13 protein-coding genes are annotated in these 18,414 nt (G+C 47.3%); 4 read left to right on the plus strand and 9 right to left on the minus strand.

From position 1 onward, the window contains the following. Nucleotides 1-21: 21 nt before the first annotated feature. Genes LEPBO_RS40590 through LEPBO_RS0132900 form a run of 8 tightly spaced genes read right to left on the minus strand, consistent with a single transcriptional unit; the run spans nucleotide 22 to nucleotide 11,197 of the window. Nucleotides 22-2,337, minus strand: a complete 2,316-nt coding sequence (locus LEPBO_RS40590; RefSeq protein ID WP_172410512.1) for a glycoside hydrolase family 19 protein — start codon at nucleotides 2,335-2,337, stop codon at nucleotides 22-24. Between the two features lie 53 nt (nucleotides 2,338-2,390). Beyond that, nucleotides 2,391-3,158: a hypothetical protein gene (locus LEPBO_RS40595; RefSeq protein ID WP_017291851.1), complete on the minus strand. Its 768-nt coding sequence runs from the start codon at nucleotides 3,156-3,158 to the stop codon at nucleotides 2,391-2,393. 16 nt (nucleotides 3,159-3,174) lie between these two features. Beyond that, the gene (locus LEPBO_RS0132875) at nucleotides 3,175-4,572 is read right to left on the minus strand and encodes a TrbI/VirB10 family protein (RefSeq protein ID WP_017291852.1); all 1,398 of its coding nucleotides are present in this window, start codon (nucleotides 4,570-4,572) and stop codon (nucleotides 3,175-3,177) included. Nucleotides 4,573-4,594: 22 nt separating this feature from the next. Then, the gene (locus LEPBO_RS0132880) at nucleotides 4,595-5,266 is read right to left on the minus strand and encodes a hypothetical protein (protein ID WP_017291853.1); all 672 of its coding nucleotides are present in this window, start codon (nucleotides 5,264-5,266) and stop codon (nucleotides 4,595-4,597) included. Nucleotides 5,267-5,314: 48 nt separating this feature from the next. After that, the gene (locus LEPBO_RS0132885) at nucleotides 5,315-6,556 is read right to left on the minus strand and encodes a hypothetical protein (RefSeq protein ID WP_017291854.1); all 1,242 of its coding nucleotides are present in this window, start codon (nucleotides 6,554-6,556) and stop codon (nucleotides 5,315-5,317) included. Between the two features lies 1 nt (nucleotide 6,557). Next, nucleotides 6,558-7,427, minus strand: coding sequence for a hypothetical protein (locus LEPBO_RS0132890; RefSeq protein ID WP_017291855.1), 870 nt, complete (start codon nucleotides 7,425-7,427; stop codon nucleotides 6,558-6,560). Between the two features lie 15 nt (nucleotides 7,428-7,442). Next, the gene (locus tag LEPBO_RS39180; RefSeq protein WP_017291856.1) at nucleotides 7,443-10,553 is read right to left on the minus strand and encodes a P-loop NTPase family protein; all 3,111 of its coding nucleotides are present in this window, start codon (nucleotides 10,551-10,553) and stop codon (nucleotides 7,443-7,445) included. Between the two features lie 2 nt (nucleotides 10,554-10,555). Further along, nucleotides 10,556-11,197, minus strand: coding sequence for a hypothetical protein (locus LEPBO_RS0132900; protein ID WP_144056433.1), 642 nt, complete (start codon nucleotides 11,195-11,197; stop codon nucleotides 10,556-10,558). A gap of 384 nt (nucleotides 11,198-11,581) precedes the next feature. Here LEPBO_RS0132900 and LEPBO_RS0132910 point away from each other — a divergent pair, with 384 nt between their 5' ends. The 3 genes from LEPBO_RS0132910 to LEPBO_RS0132920 all read left to right on the plus strand — a co-directional run bounded on the left by LEPBO_RS0132910 (nucleotide 11,582) and on the right by LEPBO_RS0132920 (nucleotide 14,763). After that, on the plus strand, nucleotides 11,582-12,418 hold the full coding sequence (locus tag LEPBO_RS0132910) for an RpnC/YadD family protein (RefSeq protein WP_017291859.1): 837 nt from the start codon (nucleotides 11,582-11,584) through the stop codon (nucleotides 12,416-12,418). A 60-nt stretch (nucleotides 12,419-12,478) separates the two neighbouring features. Continuing rightward, entirely contained in the window at nucleotides 12,479-13,219 is a 741-nt protein-coding gene (locus LEPBO_RS0132915; RefSeq protein WP_199323861.1) for a Type 1 glutamine amidotransferase-like domain-containing protein, read from the plus strand. Nucleotides 13,220-13,401: 182 nt separating this feature from the next. Continuing rightward, entirely contained in the window at nucleotides 13,402-14,763 is a 1,362-nt protein-coding gene (locus LEPBO_RS0132920) for a hypothetical protein (RefSeq protein ID WP_017291861.1), read from the plus strand. Nucleotides 14,764-14,909: 146 nt separating this feature from the next. Here the strand turns inward: LEPBO_RS0132920 and LEPBO_RS0132925 are convergent, their stop codons facing one another. Next, complete coding sequence (locus LEPBO_RS0132925; protein WP_017291862.1) at nucleotides 14,910-17,507, minus strand: hypothetical protein; 2,598 nt, start codon at nucleotides 17,505-17,507, stop codon at nucleotides 14,910-14,912. 3 nt (nucleotides 17,508-17,510) lie between these two features. On the opposite strand from LEPBO_RS0132925, the gene LEPBO_RS0132930 reads away from it, so the two are divergent. Further along, nucleotides 17,511-18,410: a transposase family protein gene (locus LEPBO_RS0132930; protein WP_017291676.1), complete on the plus strand. Its 900-nt coding sequence runs from the start codon at nucleotides 17,511-17,513 to the stop codon at nucleotides 18,408-18,410. The last annotated feature ends 4 nt before the right edge of the window (nucleotides 18,411-18,414 follow it).

The raw sequence follows: 18,414 nt of genomic DNA on the forward strand, positions 1-18,414 counted from the left end.
CTCCACGGGTGGAAATGCAGTTTATTTAACGCGGTAAATGCCTTCACTTGCACCTCCATAAAATCCATCAAAGTTTCGATCGGACTGCCAACTAAACTGTTTTCGGCTGCTCGAATTCGACATCACCCGATTGCAGCCTTGATTCATACAAATCCCGACGTGTTGCATATCGTGGGCAATGACAATATCTCCGGGTCCTGCCTGGGCAGGATTGACACGCTGCCCTCGCCCTGACTCCAATACTGCAACCATGTTGGGTACAGAATCGCCATCGATCGAGGGAATTCCTGCTTTTGCTAAAACTCGATTGACTTCCCAGGCACAAGCAACATTACCGCCTCCTGGTCCAGCTGCTGTACTTTCTCCAACTGAACGACTCGCAGCTTGAGCAATCTTTTGAGCCGTTGCACCTTTTGCTTTGGGCGCACAGCTTTGTCCTGGTTTCTCTGCTAGTGCTGAAATATTGGTTCCACGAATTGCCTCATAGTAGCGTTGAGCGTATTGAGCAATTTCGCCAGCGCGATCGCCATCATTCACGATTTGTCGCGCTCCAGAGAAGTTTGTCGAACCACCGCGAATATAGCTGCCTAATCCAACGCCTGTAAACCAGCCCTCACGCATTCCAATCACCATCACTTTCGATGCAATATCAGGGCGGTTTGCGAGTTGCGGCTGATTCACTAAATCCACTCCGATCGCTTTTCCTGCGCGATCATAGTTCTCAAGATGGGTTAATTGCACCAGTCCGCGCCCACAATAGTTCCCACAGGCTCCAGAACGAGAATAATCGTCATCTTCATCGCGAGGATTAAAGTTCACTTCCGCTTGTGCGGTTGCTAGGATGTAAGCCACTTGCGCTGGGTCGGTCACGCCGTAACGTTTCGCATCTGCAAGTACCAGTGGAATGACTTTCTGAGCATAAGGACGATCGCTCGATGGAGCCGCCGCGATCGCACGATTTACAGCTTCACCACTTACAGTACCGCCTCCACAATCATCGAATGCGCCACCCGGATTTGCGATCGCGTTGTACTGACCTTCGATCGTACTCACCTGATTCTGAAACTCAGACGGAATTTTGACAGCTGGAGCATTCTTGCCAGCAATGATGACCAACCCTTTTTCTTGGACTGGAATCCAAGGAACCGGACCAATGAAGTAAGGCGTACAGCCTAAATCGACAATGCCATGCATACAAGCTCGCAAATACAAGCCAAAATCTGCCTGTCCTTTTGCTTCATTTGCCTTGGTCATCACCACCTTGAAAGCAGAACCGTAAACGAGCCTTCCAGTCGGTTCCCATCCTCCATTTACTTTCGCTAAAAAGCCATAGCCACCTTTTACGCGCTGGGTTGCTCCGGATGCCCAACGTTTTCCATGCATTGCGCCTGTTTGTCCGGTCAGGTCACTGAGTTCCACATAAGAGCAGGGCTTTCCCGCTTCACAAGCAACTGGGGCCGTTGCCCCGGTTTTTAGAGCGCTTCCGGTGACAAAAGAGTTGGCGGTCACTTTCGGATCGCCATGTTCGGCAGCACTCCAAACGACATCTGCGATCGCTGCGATTCCAACTCCACTCGCAGGCGCTTGAGGAAACTGGCTAAAGGGAACCTGATTCAGCCCTGGTACTTGTTCGACAAAGCTACGCTGCCATCCTTTGAACTGTGACAACGATGTAGAGGTCAGGTTTGGAATCGAATTGAGTGAATATCGAGTGAGATCGAGATTTTTACCTAATGGCGTTGCAGCAAAGGTAGGAACATGCTCAACGATTTGCGCTAAGGTGTTTGTTCCCAATGCTCCACTACCTTGCTTAGTCCACAGATCTTGCAGGGGTTTGATTTGGTTAAGTGGAAGTTCTGCGATCGCAGGAATCGCTTCGACTAATGACTTTGGAGTTTGCCATTGACTCATACCAAAATCATTGAGATTGAGCGTGTCGATCGCATTCTGACTCAGTTGAGAAATCTGTTGTAGATTGAATTTTTCTAAGTGAAACGCATCTTGAACATCGCCCAACATGACAAACTGATCGGGTGTCTGACCTGCTGACCAAGTGCGCGACGGATCATAACCTAGCTGCTTCACTGAATTGGCAGGCATCTTGATCCAGCCTGGTTCTTGAATCGCAGGCAACGTCCTAAATTGAATGTGGTTCCAGTCTGGTCCCTTCGCGGTTTGTGTGCCCATCGTGTAGGACAAAGTGGACACCGAAGGGGAAGCCTCAAACGCTTGTACAGATTTGCGGGACATCCAAGAAACTGAACCGAGCATGATCAGCACAAGGCTGACGATGAAAAGTAAAGCGACAAGCAATCGGTAGAGACTACGCAGTGACATAACTTCGTGCGTATCTAATAACGCGATGAAAAAAGATTTGAATGTTTGAAAAATCAGAGCTTGGATAGCTCCTGAAAGTAAGTGCTTGAAGAAAGGCTGTCTGCCCATTCTTGTGTTGATAGCTGTTCTACGATCGCAGCTGGCTCGCGCAGAGATCGCAGTTCTTCAGGCTCAGATAGTTCGCGCCCAATAGCCGACTGACGAACTGATGCAATTTGCGGAAGAGGCGCGATCACTGGAACTGGAGCTTTTACAGTAGATTTAGTAGTCTCTGAGGACTCGAACAATTGCGACGAAGGCTCTGGAGCGTTCGCCATTGATAGCGATTGATTTGCGATCGGGCGCACTGCGATCGTGGTGTATTTGGGTTCTCGTGTGACTGGACGTACTCGAAATTGGTAGAGTTTTCGCCCCTCAGATCCCTCTGTAATCAGCGTTAGTAACGTTCCATTTGCATTACTGCGAGGCAGGTCAGGAAACTGAATAGGGCGAATTTGCCGCAAGTGAACGACACTTGCACCTTGGTCGCTGTCACATTCTTGCCCTTGAGAATTTGTTTGACACAGCGTTCCATCGAAGCTCAACGTAATGCGGGAGGGGTCATCAATCCAAGCTTTTTTGACGAGTTCTCCTGTCTGAATAAAACTGATGTTAAGTCCAACTCCTGGTGCAACATCTAAACTGATTGCTTCTCCAATAATGCCTTGTGCTTGGTCGCTTGATACATTCCGAACAACGGTAGCATTTGCAATTTGAGCTAAAAAGATGCTTGAAACGCAAAGCATGAGCGCGTTGCTCAACGTCTTTTGAATGGGTTGCATACTATCCTCTAACTGCCTAAAGACTGATTGACTGATTCACAAACACTTGAACTGAGGTTCCTTGACCTAGAACAAAAATCGAGGGTTGATTATTTGCTGCTTGCTGAGACTGTTGAGCGCGATCGAGTTGACTTTTCAGCAACGACTGAGTAATGCCCTCAATCACACCAGCCGCCAAATTTGGATTGCTGTTAGTTGTTGTTGACTGAATACCACCTGTCCCGCTCGTCACGATTTGACTTTGGGGCTGATTGATTAGCCCTGCCGCTCGTGATGCGCCCGAAAGCAAAGCTGCTCCTAAGTCCGTGCCGAAATGACTAGCGCGATCGCGCGATGCCTGTAGCGGTTTTCCTCCGCTTCCAAGAATTAAAACGGCGTGTTCAGGAAGGGATTTTTCGACATTGCGACCGTTCTCGGGCACGATCGCTGAAGTTGCTTCTAGTTGAGCAAATCCCGAATTCGTGGCATTAGTCACCTTGACCACTAATGCAGCACCGCTCGGTAGCACGACCGCTCCATTGGCTGACTTAATCGGTTCCTGCAATCGCACCAAGAAATTCTGAACGGGGTTATTGATTGCTTCTGTCCAAGCGATCGGGGTTTCTAGCGTTCCTTGGGCGCGAGTCCCGATCGCAATTTGGGCAGTTGGAGTTGATTCAAACGTTGCTGTGACTGGAGGCGTAGTTGCAGGGGTGGTTGAGTCTGGTGGTGGTGTTCCAACTCCTCCAGAAACATCATCAACGCTTCTGATGCTGGCGTTTGTAGTGCTGCTCTTCACTGAAACTGAACCATAGTTTCCGATATCTGCGGCACTCAGCCATGCTTGCATTGGATCTCGCGCAGGCTTAGAGGCTGCTGGAGTCGAGACGACTCGCACGACTTGTGGTGCAGAAGAAGTTCGGGTTGAGCTTCTAGCAGGAACTTGCGGAGCAATTTCAGCAGAGCGAGTAGGCTGAACAACTGCGGGTGAAGCAGAGCGGATAATTGGTGCTTTTACAACTTGTGGGGTAGCTCTAGCTTGAGGAGTCTTCTTTGCTTGCTGCTGAAGCTGATTTGCTTGAGACTGAAGCGCCAAACGGGTTCGCAGGTTTCCAGCGTCTTCAGTTGGAGCCGTGGGAGTTGGGGTTAGAGAAGGAGTAGGAGTGGAGTTTTGGGCAACCTGCTGCGGACGATTGCCGCCGACCATGCTGACTAATCCCCAAAGTCCCAATGTCGCTGGAATTGATACTGCCACAATTCGCGGCATTGGACGCGACCAAAACGGGCGCTCTTGATCGACGAATTGGGGCGCAATGTGATCCTCTGCGTCGAGCAATCCAACGTCCGCACTAGAAGTCACTTCGGACGAGATGACTTTTGTTTTTACGGGATCTGGCTCCCAACCTGCTGCTTTAGCAATTTCCTGACGATCCATGTTTCAAGTCCTCTTCAGCCGATTAGCTCGGCAAATCCTGTATTTCATCAATCTCTAAGCCAGCCAGCCGCAAGTCGAAGATCAACTTTTGAACATCATTGGCTTGCTCAGGCAGTGGGTTGATGACGACTGGAATTGCTCTAATGAAAATTCGCTTGTTGAAGGTGAATAGCAATCTCCCTGGAGCAGTTGGGTTATCAAACAGTAGAACATTACTGACTAAATCTATGACCCATCGCCCAGTTCCTGCTGATTGCGGTTTTGATAAGTTGATGATTTCAGCTGTCGTAGTTGCTTGTCCATTCAGCACTGAGAATGGAATGAGTTGTGAGAGCATCTGCAAGAATTTCAAACGAAAATTCTCTTGTTCAGATAGTAAAAACGATGTTTTCCAAGTCACAGAAGGAACTTTTCGTCCATTGCCAATTTCTTTGCCAGCATCTAGCGCACCTTGGTCTGGTTTTAATCGCCAACTTAAGGTTGCGATCGCCCAATTTTTAACCACTGTTTCGATCGCATCCGCACTCCGAAAATCATGCGGCATTGCTGTTTGCTGAATCATTCGTCCCCCTTCAAGCTGAACCGCCGCTGGAATGGGACGATTGGCAAGACGACTCACTTGAAATCCGCCGTAAAACACAAGCAACGTCAATAGTAGGTGTAGCCCCAAAGTCACTAAGACAAACAAGGGCATGATTGCTGAGGAATGGAATCTAGCTTTGTGGAAAGGTAACTGCATAGCTTATAAAAATCGACCAATTAAACTCACAAACGATGATGCGATAGAGGTCCCAATCTGAATGCCAGCCTGTGCGAGTTGTGCTCCTGTGCTAGACATTCCTCGAATCGCAGCTAAGGCTCCACCTGTTGCCAATGAAAACGCAATCACAGGCGCGAAAAAGCCAAGAAGAAAAGCAAAACTCAAATCACTGAAACTGGTTAATTGCGCTCCTGCGATCACGGCCGCCATCACCCCTAGTAGTAGGGCGTAATAGATTTTCATCAATCCAATTGAGAAAAATGTGATCAGCCACACCCAGATCGGTTTGAGGCGCTCGATCGGCAAAACTGAGGTCGCTAACATAATTGGACTAATCAGCGCATTCAACCATTCGCCTGCTTCCATCAGGTTGCTGAATATCCACTGCATCGCGTAGAGAATATATTTGAGGTTATCGTTAACAACCGTACCTACTCCAAAATCCACCAAGTTATTGATGAAGGAGGTAAAGTCTGCATTGATGCCATTTTGGTTAACCTCCCTGCCAAGGCTATCAAATGCTCGTTGAAAGGCTCCTCCTGCTGATGAAAATAGCCTTGCAAGTCCAGCACACCCGCCACCACAGTAAGCAGACTCATACTTCTGCTGAATGGCGGGTAATTGTTGTTGAACGGATCGATAACAGTCGAGCTTGGCATAGACCTGTTTTTGATCTTGCGACAATTGACTTCGATCGGCTGGTGGATCAAGGGAAGGAATGGCAACATCCGGGGCGCGGAGGTTATCGCACTGGGCGAGAAGTGTTTTGACTTCATCTTTGGCTTGATCGGTTGCTAAACGATCGTTGAGAACAGTCTGCGCCTGCACTCCAGCAATTTGAACTTGCATAATGCTACTTTGCCAGGAATGAAGCAGGTTATGAATGCCCAAGCTGAACTCTGCTAGGCGCTGTCCATGATTTCCGAGAAAAATCAGGACTGCAACTAGCCACAGCACTTTAGGTAATGCTCCTAAAGCTGTTCCACTTCCAGACATTTCGTGTGCCCATCGCGTGAGCCAAAACACTGAAGCAATCACGGCAATGACCGTTGCAATGTAGCTAATTTGGTAATATGAACTCGTTGGATTCGTCTGTGAGAATGTGCTCTGCCAAACAGTCTGCCAGTACTGAGCGGTGTTTTGAAGCTGATTGAGGCTGCCCTGAAGCTTGTCAACACCGCCTTGAGCCGCTAGAAATGTTGTCGAAGTTGTCCAGATCGCCATGTTACGGGGTCGTTGCGTAAAGTCCGGGAATGTAAACCATTGATCCAGCCTGACCTAGTACTGCCGCCTGTCGCGCTTGCTCACTTTGCTGAGTTTGATTCAGTTGCCCAACGCCTGAATCAATGCTTCCAAGCTGTAAGTTTGTCGCGGCTTGACCGATTTCAAGCTGAGTGAGCTGAGTCGAAAGATGTCCTTCGAGTTGAGCGGAGATCGCTTGCTGCTGCGAGACGCTTTTGAGAACATCCTGGGTCACAGTTTTACTTTGTGCTTCAGTAGCCATTTGCCCACTGCGCTGGATGTATTGTGCGATCGCGCTCTGCTGTGCCATCAGTTTTTCCTGTCCTGCTTTACTCAATACCGATGCAGTAATTGCTTGAGCAATTCCTCGATTTACCGATTGAGTAATGCTGCCAAGATCGCGAATCGAACCTGATGAGGTTGGATTGCTCCCGGATGCTGTAGTTGTACTACCCGGCATATCTCCAACGCGCTCAGACCAAACAGCATCTTGAGTCGCTTCAGGATCAGGGAGTCCTAATTCTCCTAGAACACCATCTAGGCTTCCAAGAAGTCCTCTTAGGTTGCCAGAAGCAATCAAGCTGTATAAGCTCTGCAACTGCTGAAGATACTGATTGATTTCTGAGAGCGTCCCATTAATTTGATTAACGGTTCCTTGCACTGGAACGCCTGCTGCTCCCAAATCTCCACCAACTTGATTTACAGTGTTCTGAACGCCCCCTAGATCAAGTGCGATCGCTGAACCCGTAGCGATCGTAATTCCTAAACTTCCTCCTACACCAATCATTAAGACTCGGCGAAATCGCTTCCACGACCGAATCGGATGCTGCTGAGATAGTTTGAGTTGAATCATGAGAATGCTCCTTTATCAATCTGTTCCAGTCAAAAGTAACTGTGGCTGAATTTCGTTCATGGGCAAGCCTTTACGTCTTGCTGCTGTGTAAAGTTGAGAGAAGGCTGCAACGCCATCACATAGGTCGTTGTAGGACTCCATGACCCGCGATCGCGCTTCCTGTTCTTCCATGTTGTTGGCGGTGAGCGCAAGTAATACTGCACTGGGGTAGAAGCCAACCTCGGTATATATGCCGTCCTTGCAAATAATCCAGTGCGATCGCAGTTCTCGCGATGATGGTTCAAAGCTAGAAGTCGCGCACTGAGCAATTACTTCACGGTCATAGCCCAACAAGTCCACGAATGAATCAACAGCACTCGGTTTGATGTAGCCAATGAGCGTTGTCGTAATCGTTTCAACAATTTGCTTACCTGCTGCGGATTGGTAAATTGTTGAGACGGTTTGGGCTGAGATGATGGTGCGAACGCCCCACTTCAAACCATTGGCGCAGAGTTGCCCGACAATTCGAGCGATCGCAGGAAACTCAAATAGAATGGGACTCTCATCAATGATGAATGCCGAAGCTGGGCTTTCGAGGGCGCGTCTGAGTAAAGCAGAGTAGCCAGATAATGCTAACACTGCTGCATCTTGCCGACTGCGTAAGCCTCGCAGCGCGAAGATGAGTAGCGAGACATCAGATTGAAAAGAACTTGGACGGGCGATCGCTCGACCTAATCCACTCTTCAGACAGCCACGTAGCTGTTCTAGGATTTGCCCCGCTGCCTCTCGAATCACAGTAGAAACAGTAAGTTCATTCTGCTGTAAGTGAGCTTTGAGCCAATCGTTGGCAAAGTCCAGATAATCCCAGAGGGTAGGAGTTTCTTCCCAAGCTGCGGTTCCGAAGCCTGCTGCGATCGCGTTATCGTATCGCGTTTTAATTTCAGGAATGGTATGGAAATCTTGCAGCGATTGAGCCACTAAGGTTCTCACGGATTTTTCCATAAAAGAATCATCGGTGTCGCCCATGACGATGACAACAATCGCATCGATTTGAAAATCTACGATCGCATCTTGGCGCTCCTTGGCGTTCGGAACATTCCGCAAGTCCGGCATCTCGATCAGATTGTTCGCGCAAGTGCCAGTGTCGTTGTAGGCAACCTTAGCTCCTAAACGCTGCAAAATTGCAGTCAAGTCAGAAAATGAACTGGTTCCATCAGTCGGGCGCGGAAAATCAAATCCTACGACTGGAATTCCACGCAGGTAAAAGCCCATCATCAATTCTGCCAGCAACACGCTTTTGCCACCGCGCGTCGTCGCGTAAAATGCCAGGTGCATCAGTATTGTGAATGGATCAATGTGAACCGGAGTTCCACCTTCGAGTGTGAGAAATTCCAACCCTCGCGGATCACCTGTCTGTGGTGCAACTAAGGGTAAAAGTCCAGAGGCTTCATCACTGAGATAGTAGTCTTGGCGATCGTAAGGTTTGGTCAACAAACCATCCCACACATACGGCAGCGATTGGAGCCAGAGATTTTCTGTAATTTCATAGGCTCGCTCGGAGTCCGAAGTCGCAAAACAGTCTGTGAGATAGCTGAAATCCTGCTCTAGGGCGGCTGGATTGTTCCGATAAAGCCAGATGCCTGAAGCGACAGTCACGACCATAGAGCCGCGTTCTAGGGCTTGTCGTGCTGAGATCGCTTCATTCACTTTCATATCAGAAGCAACATCAACTGTTCTGCCTCCCAACGCCCGCATCGAGAGTTCTTTTGAGTTGCGCGTTAGTCGCTCTAGATTAAATTTTTGCAGCCCACGATTTGAGGTCGAGAGTTCAGTGACAACTTTGAGATCTCGCAGTCGATTTCGAGCGATCGGTTCCCACAGGTATCGCACCTGTCCCCGCGCCGACGGAAAAGCAGAAGGCTTGCCGAGTTGCATAAATCCTGCATACTTGCGCTTACGGGGAATGTAGATCCAGTCTCGTGCAGCGATCGGAACTGAACTTTCTCCCCTTTCTCCACGTAGCAGAATGCTAGTCGCATGAACCTCGCTCGTTACCTCACATCTCAAGCCTTTTTCATCCAGGATCAGCAATTGTGGAATAGGCGGAGCCGCCTGAGTGTGTAGCTCGGCGTAATCTGCTGTCCACAGTTCCTCAGCCGTCAGAGGTTCTACGTTTAGTCCCATCAGCGTCGTTAGGATCGATTCCAAACGCAAGAATCCTTCTGTAAATGCTAGATGCACCGTTTTTTGTAGTCGAGCCGCGTCTGCTTGCTCTTTTTCACCTGCAAACCATTCCGTGAAGTTAGCAAGCGATCGCAACAATTTAGTTGTTAAATCGCGATCGTTCTGAGATTGCTGAGTAGTAGTCACTGTGTAAGTTCCCAGAATGCGAATACGTTTGACTTGGCGTAGACCGCGCTGATATAGCTCCCGCGATCGCACTTTTTGACTAAAAACCAATAGTTCAGCTAAATGATTGCTCTGAGTGTGGAGCAAGGAATCGAGTTCGGTTTGGCGATCGCGATCGTCAGCAAACGAACAATATTCAAATGTCAACCGTTCACCGGGCGGCAGTTCTTTCAGCGCCGTTTCTAGACGCTGTAGAATTGCTTCTGCTTGTGCTTCGGACAGCGTTGCATGAATGCCCGTCGTCTGAAAAGCAAACACAAATCGAAACTCTTGCCCGCTGCCTTGCTTACCTTTACGCCGCTCTAATAACTCGAATCCTACCTGAAGATTTTGTAGATTGATCTGCCCATAGCAAACCAAATGGAGTGCATCTTCGAGTGGATGAAACAACTGTGTTTTGCCAGAATGCTTCACTCGACGTTTGCCCAGTTTCGGACGATGTGGTAGAGGAGAATGTTGTCGCCATTGGCAGCGCACCTTTGCAATTCCCCATCGGCGTGGCGCATGAAATTTCTCTAAGAATTTCCATTCTTTCTGTCCAGTCAATGACCAAAACACAATGCAAGGCAAGAACGCGAGAAGTAGAAATTGCGCCAGAGTCAAAGTGAATAACTGCCACAGCAAGGTTGCAACCAGGATAAAGCCAACCCAGAAGGGCAATTGATTTGCAGGTAGGTATCCAATGCTCGGCTGTTTCCCTACCAATCGATTGACAGCGCGAGGTTTGGGGGATTGCATTTTTAACCACCTGTTGTTGGCGCTGCTGTTGTTCCAGTACCCATAAACAATCGAATGATGATGCCTGCTGCTACGACGACGACCAGTGCTAAAGCAACCGGAGTAAACGCAGTCCGAAACTCGGCTCCTTGACCAACTTGGTAAACTGCAACCCCGATCGCAATCACAAAGACAACCACGAGTGCTGCTTGAATCAATCCAAACAGTGTACAGACATCACCTCCGCCTCCACCTGCTGCCCCTAAAGCAGTGCTGAAAAACTGTGCGAGTGGTCCAAACAATCCACCTCCACACTGAGCAGCAGTTGGGGCTGCTTGAGCCAGAACCAACGGAGCCGCAACTACAACAACTCCACTGACACAAATGCCTGCTAACGCATATTGCATCGGTTTAGCAACGTGCTGCATTCGGCTTGTAAGTTGTGGAATCAATGAGAATAGAAAGGTCAAACCAAACAGAATGAGAAATGCTGTGAGTGTTGAATCTTTTAGAATTCGATCTTCCAGAAACAACGTCAGTCCTAAACCAGCTGGTAAAAAGAAATCCCAATGTTCACGAATAAACGATCGTTTATCAAACCGAAAAAATTGCACAAATTGATATTTCAAGCCCAACCGGGACTTTGACTGCACAATACGAGCCATTGTTAAAACTCCAAAGTATGAGGCTTTCCCCACAGTGCAAATGATCAAATACTGATGAATCAGGACAATCAAACCACTCAGCATCTCACTATCAATGCTGTGCTTGAATCAACCGAGATTCAGAAACTTAATCTGCTGGCAAGGCAATCACGGCTCTTGCGACTTAGCTAATCGATCGCTCAAGGCAGTCACGGCTCTTGCAATCGCGATCGACATCTATCTGTATGAATAACAATACTCTAAGTTCCTCAAGACTAAAATCGAAACTGCTGAAACGTTAAAAAGCTTGATTGATTTGAGCTAAGAGAGAAATCACTCGAATTCAATTTCTGAAAAGCGTTACTCAATAGTACAATTGAACGAATTCTGCTCGAAATCCGGCAAATGTCTAAATTCCCACATGATGATTTTGCAAAAGCTTATCTAGCTGAGCTACTCAACACGATCGGCAAAGCAGTCCCCAATCGTCCTCTCAAAGCTGAGAGTCGCGCGGCTGATTTGTGGTTTGAGTTGAATCCTCAGTTGGAAGCACAGCGATCTCAGTTAGGATTATTGGGGCGATTGCTCACGCGCAATGGGCTAATCGAGGTGTTTCGGAATGCGGCAACCGCGATCGAGATCCGTGCCTGCCAAGGGAAGTTGATTTCTGCCGAAGGAGAATCACTCCGAAAAGCGAAGCGTCGCGATCAGCGTCTGACTGAGGCAGAATTGCCGTATCTGTGGCTTTTGATGCCAACAGCCTCGGCTGAAATTCGACAGGGGTTTTCAGTTATGGAGACTGATACAGCAGGAGTATACGAATTTCCAAGCCTACAACGGATCAAATTGATTGTGGTGCATCAGTTGGAAAAAACTGAGGAAACCCTGTGGCTGCGGTTGCTTAGTCGCGAAGGGGAACAGCAGCGAGCAATCGAGGAGTTTGCTCAGATATCTTCCGAACTCCCGCTTTATAATAGCATTGGAGATTTATTGGCAGACTATCGCACGATTTTGGAGACTCGTGGCAATCTTACACCTGAAGAGGAGGAACTGATTATGAAGTTGTCTGAGGCTTATTTGAAGCGAATCGAAGACTCAAAACAAGCAGGAAAACAGGAAGCTAGACAAGAGATGGCGCTTAAGTTACTGCGTGAGGGTGTTCCGATCGAGGTGATTACGCGCGTGTCTGAGTTGTCGATCGCAGAATTAGAACGACTCCGTGCCAATCTGTCGAATGAGTAGGGAACTGAATCGCCGTAAAATCGTGAACTGTCAGCACAACTCATAAGTTAGCTAGTAAAAGTGACCATTCGTTCTAGTCTAGATACACATATTGTCGCGATCGGGGGAGGTGGTTTCTCAATGGAGCCAGAAAATCCCTTACTCGATCAGTACATTTTGGGACTCAGCACAAAATCTCAGCCCAAGGTCTGTTTTCTTCCGACTGCTAGTGGAGATAGCGATCGCTATATTGTTAAATTCTATTCAGCGTTTCTCAAGTTTGCTTGTCAGCCCTGTCATCTTTCACTGTTCAACCCACCCACACTGGATCTTCGCGGTTTTTTACTCCAGCAAGACATTATTTATGTGGGTGGAGGTAATACAAAGAATTTGGTTGCGCTGTGGCGAGATTGGGGCATTGATCAAATTTTGAGAGAGGGTTGGGAGCAAGGAGTCATTCTTTGCGGTTTGAGTGCAGGGTCAATGTGCTGGTTTGAGGAAGGCTTGAGTGATTACACCGGAAATGGGATGTACAAGCCTTTACACTGCCTTGGCTTTCTCAAGGGCAGCCATTGTCCACATTATGATGGGGAGCGAGATCGTAGACCTGTCTATCACCAAATGATTGCAGCAGGAGAATTAGCAGATGGATATGCTGCGGATGATGGAGTTGGATTACACTTTGTGAACGGAGCTTTGGTGAATATTGTTAGTTCTCGATCAACGGCAAAAGCCTATCGAGTAGAACGAGAAGGAGGTCGTGCCAAGGAAACGCTTTTAGAGCCGACGTATCTTGGAAATCTCAAAAATCGAAACTTCTGATAGGATGAAAAAATCTAAGCTTCTCGCGAATCTAATTCTGAGTATTGCAAGAGGACGTGGAATAGGGTGTTGTTGAACACAGTCACTTTTGCGATCGCCAAAACTCTTTAGAGCGATGAATCAGATTCAGTGATCGCGCTACTGTTGAACAGTTCAGAAATTTAACCCACACCATTACAACTATGGCGTTGAAGCGATCGAGCAATTCTACACCTGATGATCTGCTTACTCTCCTAGGGTCAGAAGAGCGGCAGTTCGTGGAACTCGGTCGGCAATTATCCTTGGATGACTTGGTAAAAAGCATCCTCAAACTCTCTGAGCGGCTTGGTGTAGAAGGGCGTAAGCGAATCATTCGCGCATTCACCGAGCATAATTTTGCGGCTGAGTTTGAAGATAATCCGCAGGGTGGAAGTCGATTTCGCAATGATTGTTTTGAGTACACCTCTCCCTATGCCAATAGCCCCAATTATTCGGTGAAGCTCTATTGGTGGGATCGAGAGAAATTGCATCGGCAGTACATCGGGACAATTCCGTTTAAGCGAGATCAAATCATCCGTCTCCAGCATCGCACGACTGGAAAAAGTAGGATTGTTCTCTGTGAAGGGCTGTACACCGATCGCTCTCTGTTTGAACTGGTTCCTGCTATTAAGCAATTCCGTCAGGAAGAAGCTCAAAAACGTCGATCGCGAAACGAAGCGAGGAAGAACAAACAGCCTTTACCAGAATATGCTTCGGACGTACCAGAGCTGGGAATTGAGCTTCGCCTAAAGCAACTTCTTCCCACCTCACAGTCTTTTATCTTCAGCTATCCAGGCTGCTTGCAAAATGAACTGCGTGAAGACGATTGGCAAATCGAGATTTTGTCTGAATCTGAATTTTCAGCAATCAAAGCAGAATATATTCAACTGGAACACCAAGCGTTGAAGGATCAAGATGATGCACTGACTCCACTCGATTGCACGACTCATTCTGATTCTACCCCCTCGAAACTGCTCTCTCGAAGCACTTCCAAAAAGTCAAAAGAAAGCAGTTCTTACGGAGTCGCGCAGAGCGCTAACCATAGTTCAAAATCGAAGTCTCCTACCTCTCCAAAACGGCAGCCCGCAACTCATACATCAGCTTCATCTCGATCGTCTGCTAAAATCATTGATCCAACTCCAACAATGCGAGGTCTAGCTTTGCTCAGTCAGCTTACCGAAGCTCCGATGCAACTGACCGAAACCACGACTCAAGTGTTTTTGTCTGACTCGCAGAATCGAGCGATTATCACCTTTGATCCAACCACTCAGCAGTTGCAGTCCTCTTACAGCAGCATTGAATTTCTTCAGCTACTCGAAAAGCTGGTCAAAATAGCATTTCGTCACGTTGCGGCGACAGACGAACAGCAACAGATGGCAACTCGCTTGAAAGTTCGACTGCAAGGTGCAAAGCATCAGAAACCCGACGAACTGCTCAATTATTTGATGGGAACGCCGAGCAAGCGACGCAAAATTGAGTTTGACGATCGCTCCCATGCGGAGGGCCGATCACTACGATCGGAGTAGTGTCCTGAAGACTCTATTCAATCACTCTCCTTTTAGAAGAACCAGTTGAATTTTCCAAACTTTGGAAAATCTGGAATGATTTGCTCTGAATAAGCCGAAAATTTATAGGTGGACAAATTGTTTGATTAGTAGAGTTTTGTGTCACATCAATGGAGGTGAGCCAGGAAATAGGCGATTTGATCTGCTAAAGCGCCAGAGCCTAATGCATCAGCCTGTTGTAGTTGACCAAGAAGTGTTCTTAAATCTTGAAGTCGAGCCTGCTTCTCGATAACCCAATTGCGATCACAGTCCCAAAGTTCAGCAAGCATTTGAACCAGAAGCTCACTCTCTGTGTTCCTACTCGTAGGAATAAGATCCGAACGCTGGACTAGCATCTTGAGAAGTATCCGTCTAAGCTGTTTGTATTGACTAATTCTGCCTAGATCATAGAGGTTTTGTCTAGCCTGATAATAAGACAGTAAAACTTCTTGAAAACGTTTTAAGAAACGTACAAGCGATTGATCTGCACACGCGACACCATTCACTTGTCTTGAATCTCGTGATAGCAATTCAACCAACTTCTCCCAAGCATCGCTAATGCGACCAAGAATTCGTAAATCAGGTAGTGACCGATTCCTAAATTCAGAGAGGTAGGCTCCAATTATATCAGCTGTCCCGTTGATTAATTTACTATCATGCTCTTCGACAATAGATCCATTGGTGAAACGATAAATTAGAACATCCATGACATCACACAGTATGATGCAATCGACTAGATTCCAATCTCTGAGTGTGGAAACAAGATGATTAACCTGAGCTAGGAAATTCAGGTTGTTTGGCTCGACTACTGCATCTAGAAGGTGACTTTGAGATTCATAAAGATGAACTTGCCTATCACTGCGCCGATGATTTTCTGAGTCGCTCTGACGTTCTAAAAAGAGTTTTTCGCGATCACGCACCAGCGCAGAGATAACTTGCTTGCCCAGTGCGTCAAGAAACGTCTCGTCTTCAGCATCTTCTACTTTTACTGTCAACACAGGAATCAGTACAGCCCCGAAAAACTTCCAATCCAAAGCTTCTTCACTACGGCGGAGTAGCCGAGTAGGAACTTCTTGAATAACGGATGATAATGTTTCCGGAATCCATTCAAAGGCATTAGTAATAGATATCGACTGTAGTGTCTCATTTGCCAAGTCATCTTGCAAATTGAGCCAGGCTTCCTCAGTTTGAGGATCTTCAGAATGGCAAATTTCAGCAGCGATATCGTGAGAACGAGGAGCAATATGCGTTCCATCAGGTCTGGTCGCTTTTCTGATATATCTAGCGTAAGCCAGCATATGGGTTAGCGTGATAAGCCGAGCAACTTGAGATGCAACATTAATGAGCGATTGTGTGAGCGTATGTTTGAGTCCATAGGCCTTGAGCCACGATCTCACAAATACACTGGTATCTTCATTACGAATTCCAATCAAACAGCGAAAAGCAGCGACGCGAATTTTTCGATTCGTCTGAAGTCTCTTGATGATTTCAGGAGCAGCATGAGCAATAAATGCATTGGCATCCAGTCCATGCCGCTGATAACGATTGAAACTGTCTACAGCAAAAGGCAAATCTACAAGTGACTCTGCTAGCAATTCTAAATCAGCCTCTAATTCTTGAGTTAATTCCTGATGAGGTGGTTCTAGAACAATCGCGATCGATGCCCAAATTGTATTTCCGAAGGCTGTAAGCTCAAGTTTCTGCTTCAGACAATTAATTCGCTCCTCGTTTGTCAAGAAGCTGACTAATGAGTTATGCAGTTCTAGCGTTTTCTCTTGTTCTCCATCAATGATTTTTCGACAGGTTATTGTTGCCTGAAGATGTTGAAGATTCCACAACGGAGAATCATCTGCTTCTGAATCTCTTGGGATCTCCCCAACAAATTGTAGGCACGGATTTCCTTCGCTGTCTTCCCCTTCTTGCCAATTACTTCTTTCAAACCAAGCTCGAATCCTCAAAGCTCTACTAGCACTGACTTCTGGAATTTGAGGGAGTTGGTATGAGTCCCAATTTCCCAGTACCCGAAGCTGTGCTTCAGACGGGATCTCTCCATTAATCCATAAGCTGAGTATCCACCGTTGAAGATCAATCTTACGATATGGCAATCGCTGAAACTCAAGCAGCTTTGCTATATCGGCTTGGGAAAAGCTGCGGGCATTAACACTATCAAAACCATAATCCTGACCTCTATCAATTAGCTCAAATTCCAGCCATATCAGTAGTTGTAGGGATGAAACGAGAGGAAGGAGTGCGCCAGTCAAAAGAGAAGGATCACGTTTAGCGAGTGTTACCAATACACCAAGCATTGCAACGGTGCTGCTTCGCTCTAAGATAATCGCGATCGAATACTCTAGGTCAGTTCTAGTAGGGCGGCTGTAAAGCCATGCTTCTAGAGTCATCAAGAGACAATTCACAATTCTAGGAGAGAGTGGCAAGTTTCGATGCCAGTAGAGCGATTTTCGCTCCCCTTGAAACTGTTTATTAGTATTGCCAATGATTAAACTCAGTTCATAAGTATCCGGTTGAAGATGAGCCAGTGATCGCTCTGTTTCCAGATTCTCCTCTGATTGGTCTCTCCGCTGGTAAAGACTTTCGCAGACTTCACGATTGCGCTGCGTTGCAACCTGGCAAAGTGTATCAACTATCTCGATCGCAGCTTTCTCATCAATTTGCAATAGAGTTGTTGGGAAATAGAGGATAATAGACAGAAATCCTGTGAATTGCATCTGATGTTGAACCTTGAACGCGCCCTAAACCAAGATCGCTTGCTTCGAGCTTTGACTGGACTGAATCGTAAAGCTTTTGATGCCCTGCTGCCGAGTTTTGAGCAAGCGTATGAGGCAAGCCGCAGTGCGGCAAAGCCAGTCCGAAAACGAGCAAAGGGCGGTGGGCGCAAAGCCAGGTTGAACAGCACAGAAGCGAAGCTGTTTTACATTTTGTTCTACTTTAAATGCTACCCGACCTTTGATTTAGCCGGGATTTTGTTTGACCTTGACCGTTCTCAGACGCATGAATGGATGCATGAACTGCAACCGATTCTCGAAACTGCATTGGGGCATGAGTTAGTGTTACCCGAACGCAAGTTACGCAGCATTGACGCTTTCATGGAGATGTTTCCAGGCGTGGAACGGGTGATGATTGATGGAACTGAGCGTCCGATTCAACGCCCTCAAGATGCAGAACAGCAGACGCAAAACTACTCCGGCAAAAAGCGTCGTCATACCCGCAAGCACCTAGCGGCAGTAGACCAAACCAAACGAGTGTTGGTGTTGAGCAAAGCCTGCGAAGGAAAGCTCCACGACAAGCGCTTTGAAGCCCAAGAAGAGATTGCGTTTCATATCCCAGATGAGATTCCCATTGAAGTCGATTTGGGGTTTCAAGGCTTGCAGTCCGAGTACACGAACATTCGCATTCCGCACAAGAAACCGAGAGGGGGTGAGTTAAGCGATGAGCAGAAACAAGAAAATCGCAGTTTGAGCCAATCGCGAGTTCTCTGTGAGAATGCGTTTGCAGGCATCAAGCGTTATGGTGCGGTGAGCGCAATCTATCGCAATCGTATAAAAGATTTTGATGACCGTTTAATGCTGACTGCTGCTGGGCTCTGGAACTTTTACTTGATGGCTGCTTAATCTG

It is taken from the genome of Leptolyngbya boryana PCC 6306 (genome assembly GCF_000353285.1).
GTDB classification, from domain to species: domain Bacteria; phylum Cyanobacteriota; class Cyanobacteriia; order Leptolyngbyales; family Leptolyngbyaceae; genus Leptolyngbya; species Leptolyngbya boryana.

Bases quoted from the DNA above. Each gene is read 5' to 3' on its own strand.
- LEPBO_RS0132880 (WP_017291853.1), bottom strand. From the start codon at position 5,266: ATGCCCTTGTTTGTCTTAGTGACTTTGGGGCTACACCTACTATTGACG.
- LEPBO_RS0132920 (WP_017291861.1), top strand. From the start codon at position 13,402: ATGGCGTTGAAGCGATCGAGCAATTCTACACCTGATGATCTGCTTACT.
- LEPBO_RS39180 (WP_017291856.1), bottom strand. From the start codon at position 10,553: ATGCAATCCCCCAAACCTCGCGCTGTCAATCGATTGGTAGGGAAACAG.
- LEPBO_RS40590 (WP_172410512.1), bottom strand. From the start codon at position 2,337: ATGTCACTGCGTAGTCTCTACCGATTGCTTGTCGCTTTACTTTTCATC.
- LEPBO_RS0132910 (WP_017291859.1), top strand. From the start codon at position 11,582: ATGTCTAAATTCCCACATGATGATTTTGCAAAAGCTTATCTAGCTGAG.
- LEPBO_RS0132925 (WP_017291862.1), bottom strand. From the start codon at position 17,507: ATGCAATTCACAGGATTTCTGTCTATTATCCTCTATTTCCCAACAACT.
- LEPBO_RS0132900 (WP_144056433.1), bottom strand. From the start codon at position 11,197: ATGGCTCGTATTGTGCAGTCAAAGTCCCGGTTGGGCTTGAAATATCAA.
- LEPBO_RS0132890 (WP_017291855.1), bottom strand. From the start codon at position 7,427: ATGATTCAACTCAAACTATCTCAGCAGCATCCGATTCGGTCGTGGAAG.
- LEPBO_RS0132885 (WP_017291854.1), bottom strand. From the start codon at position 6,556: ATGGCGATCTGGACAACTTCGACAACATTTCTAGCGGCTCAAGGCGGT.
- LEPBO_RS0132930 (WP_017291676.1), top strand. From the start codon at position 17,511: ATGTTGAACCTTGAACGCGCCCTAAACCAAGATCGCTTGCTTCGAGCT.
- LEPBO_RS40595 (WP_017291851.1), bottom strand. From the start codon at position 3,158: ATGCAACCCATTCAAAAGACGTTGAGCAACGCGCTCATGCTTTGCGTT.
- LEPBO_RS0132875 (WP_017291852.1), bottom strand. From the start codon at position 4,572: ATGGATCGTCAGGAAATTGCTAAAGCAGCAGGTTGGGAGCCAGATCCC.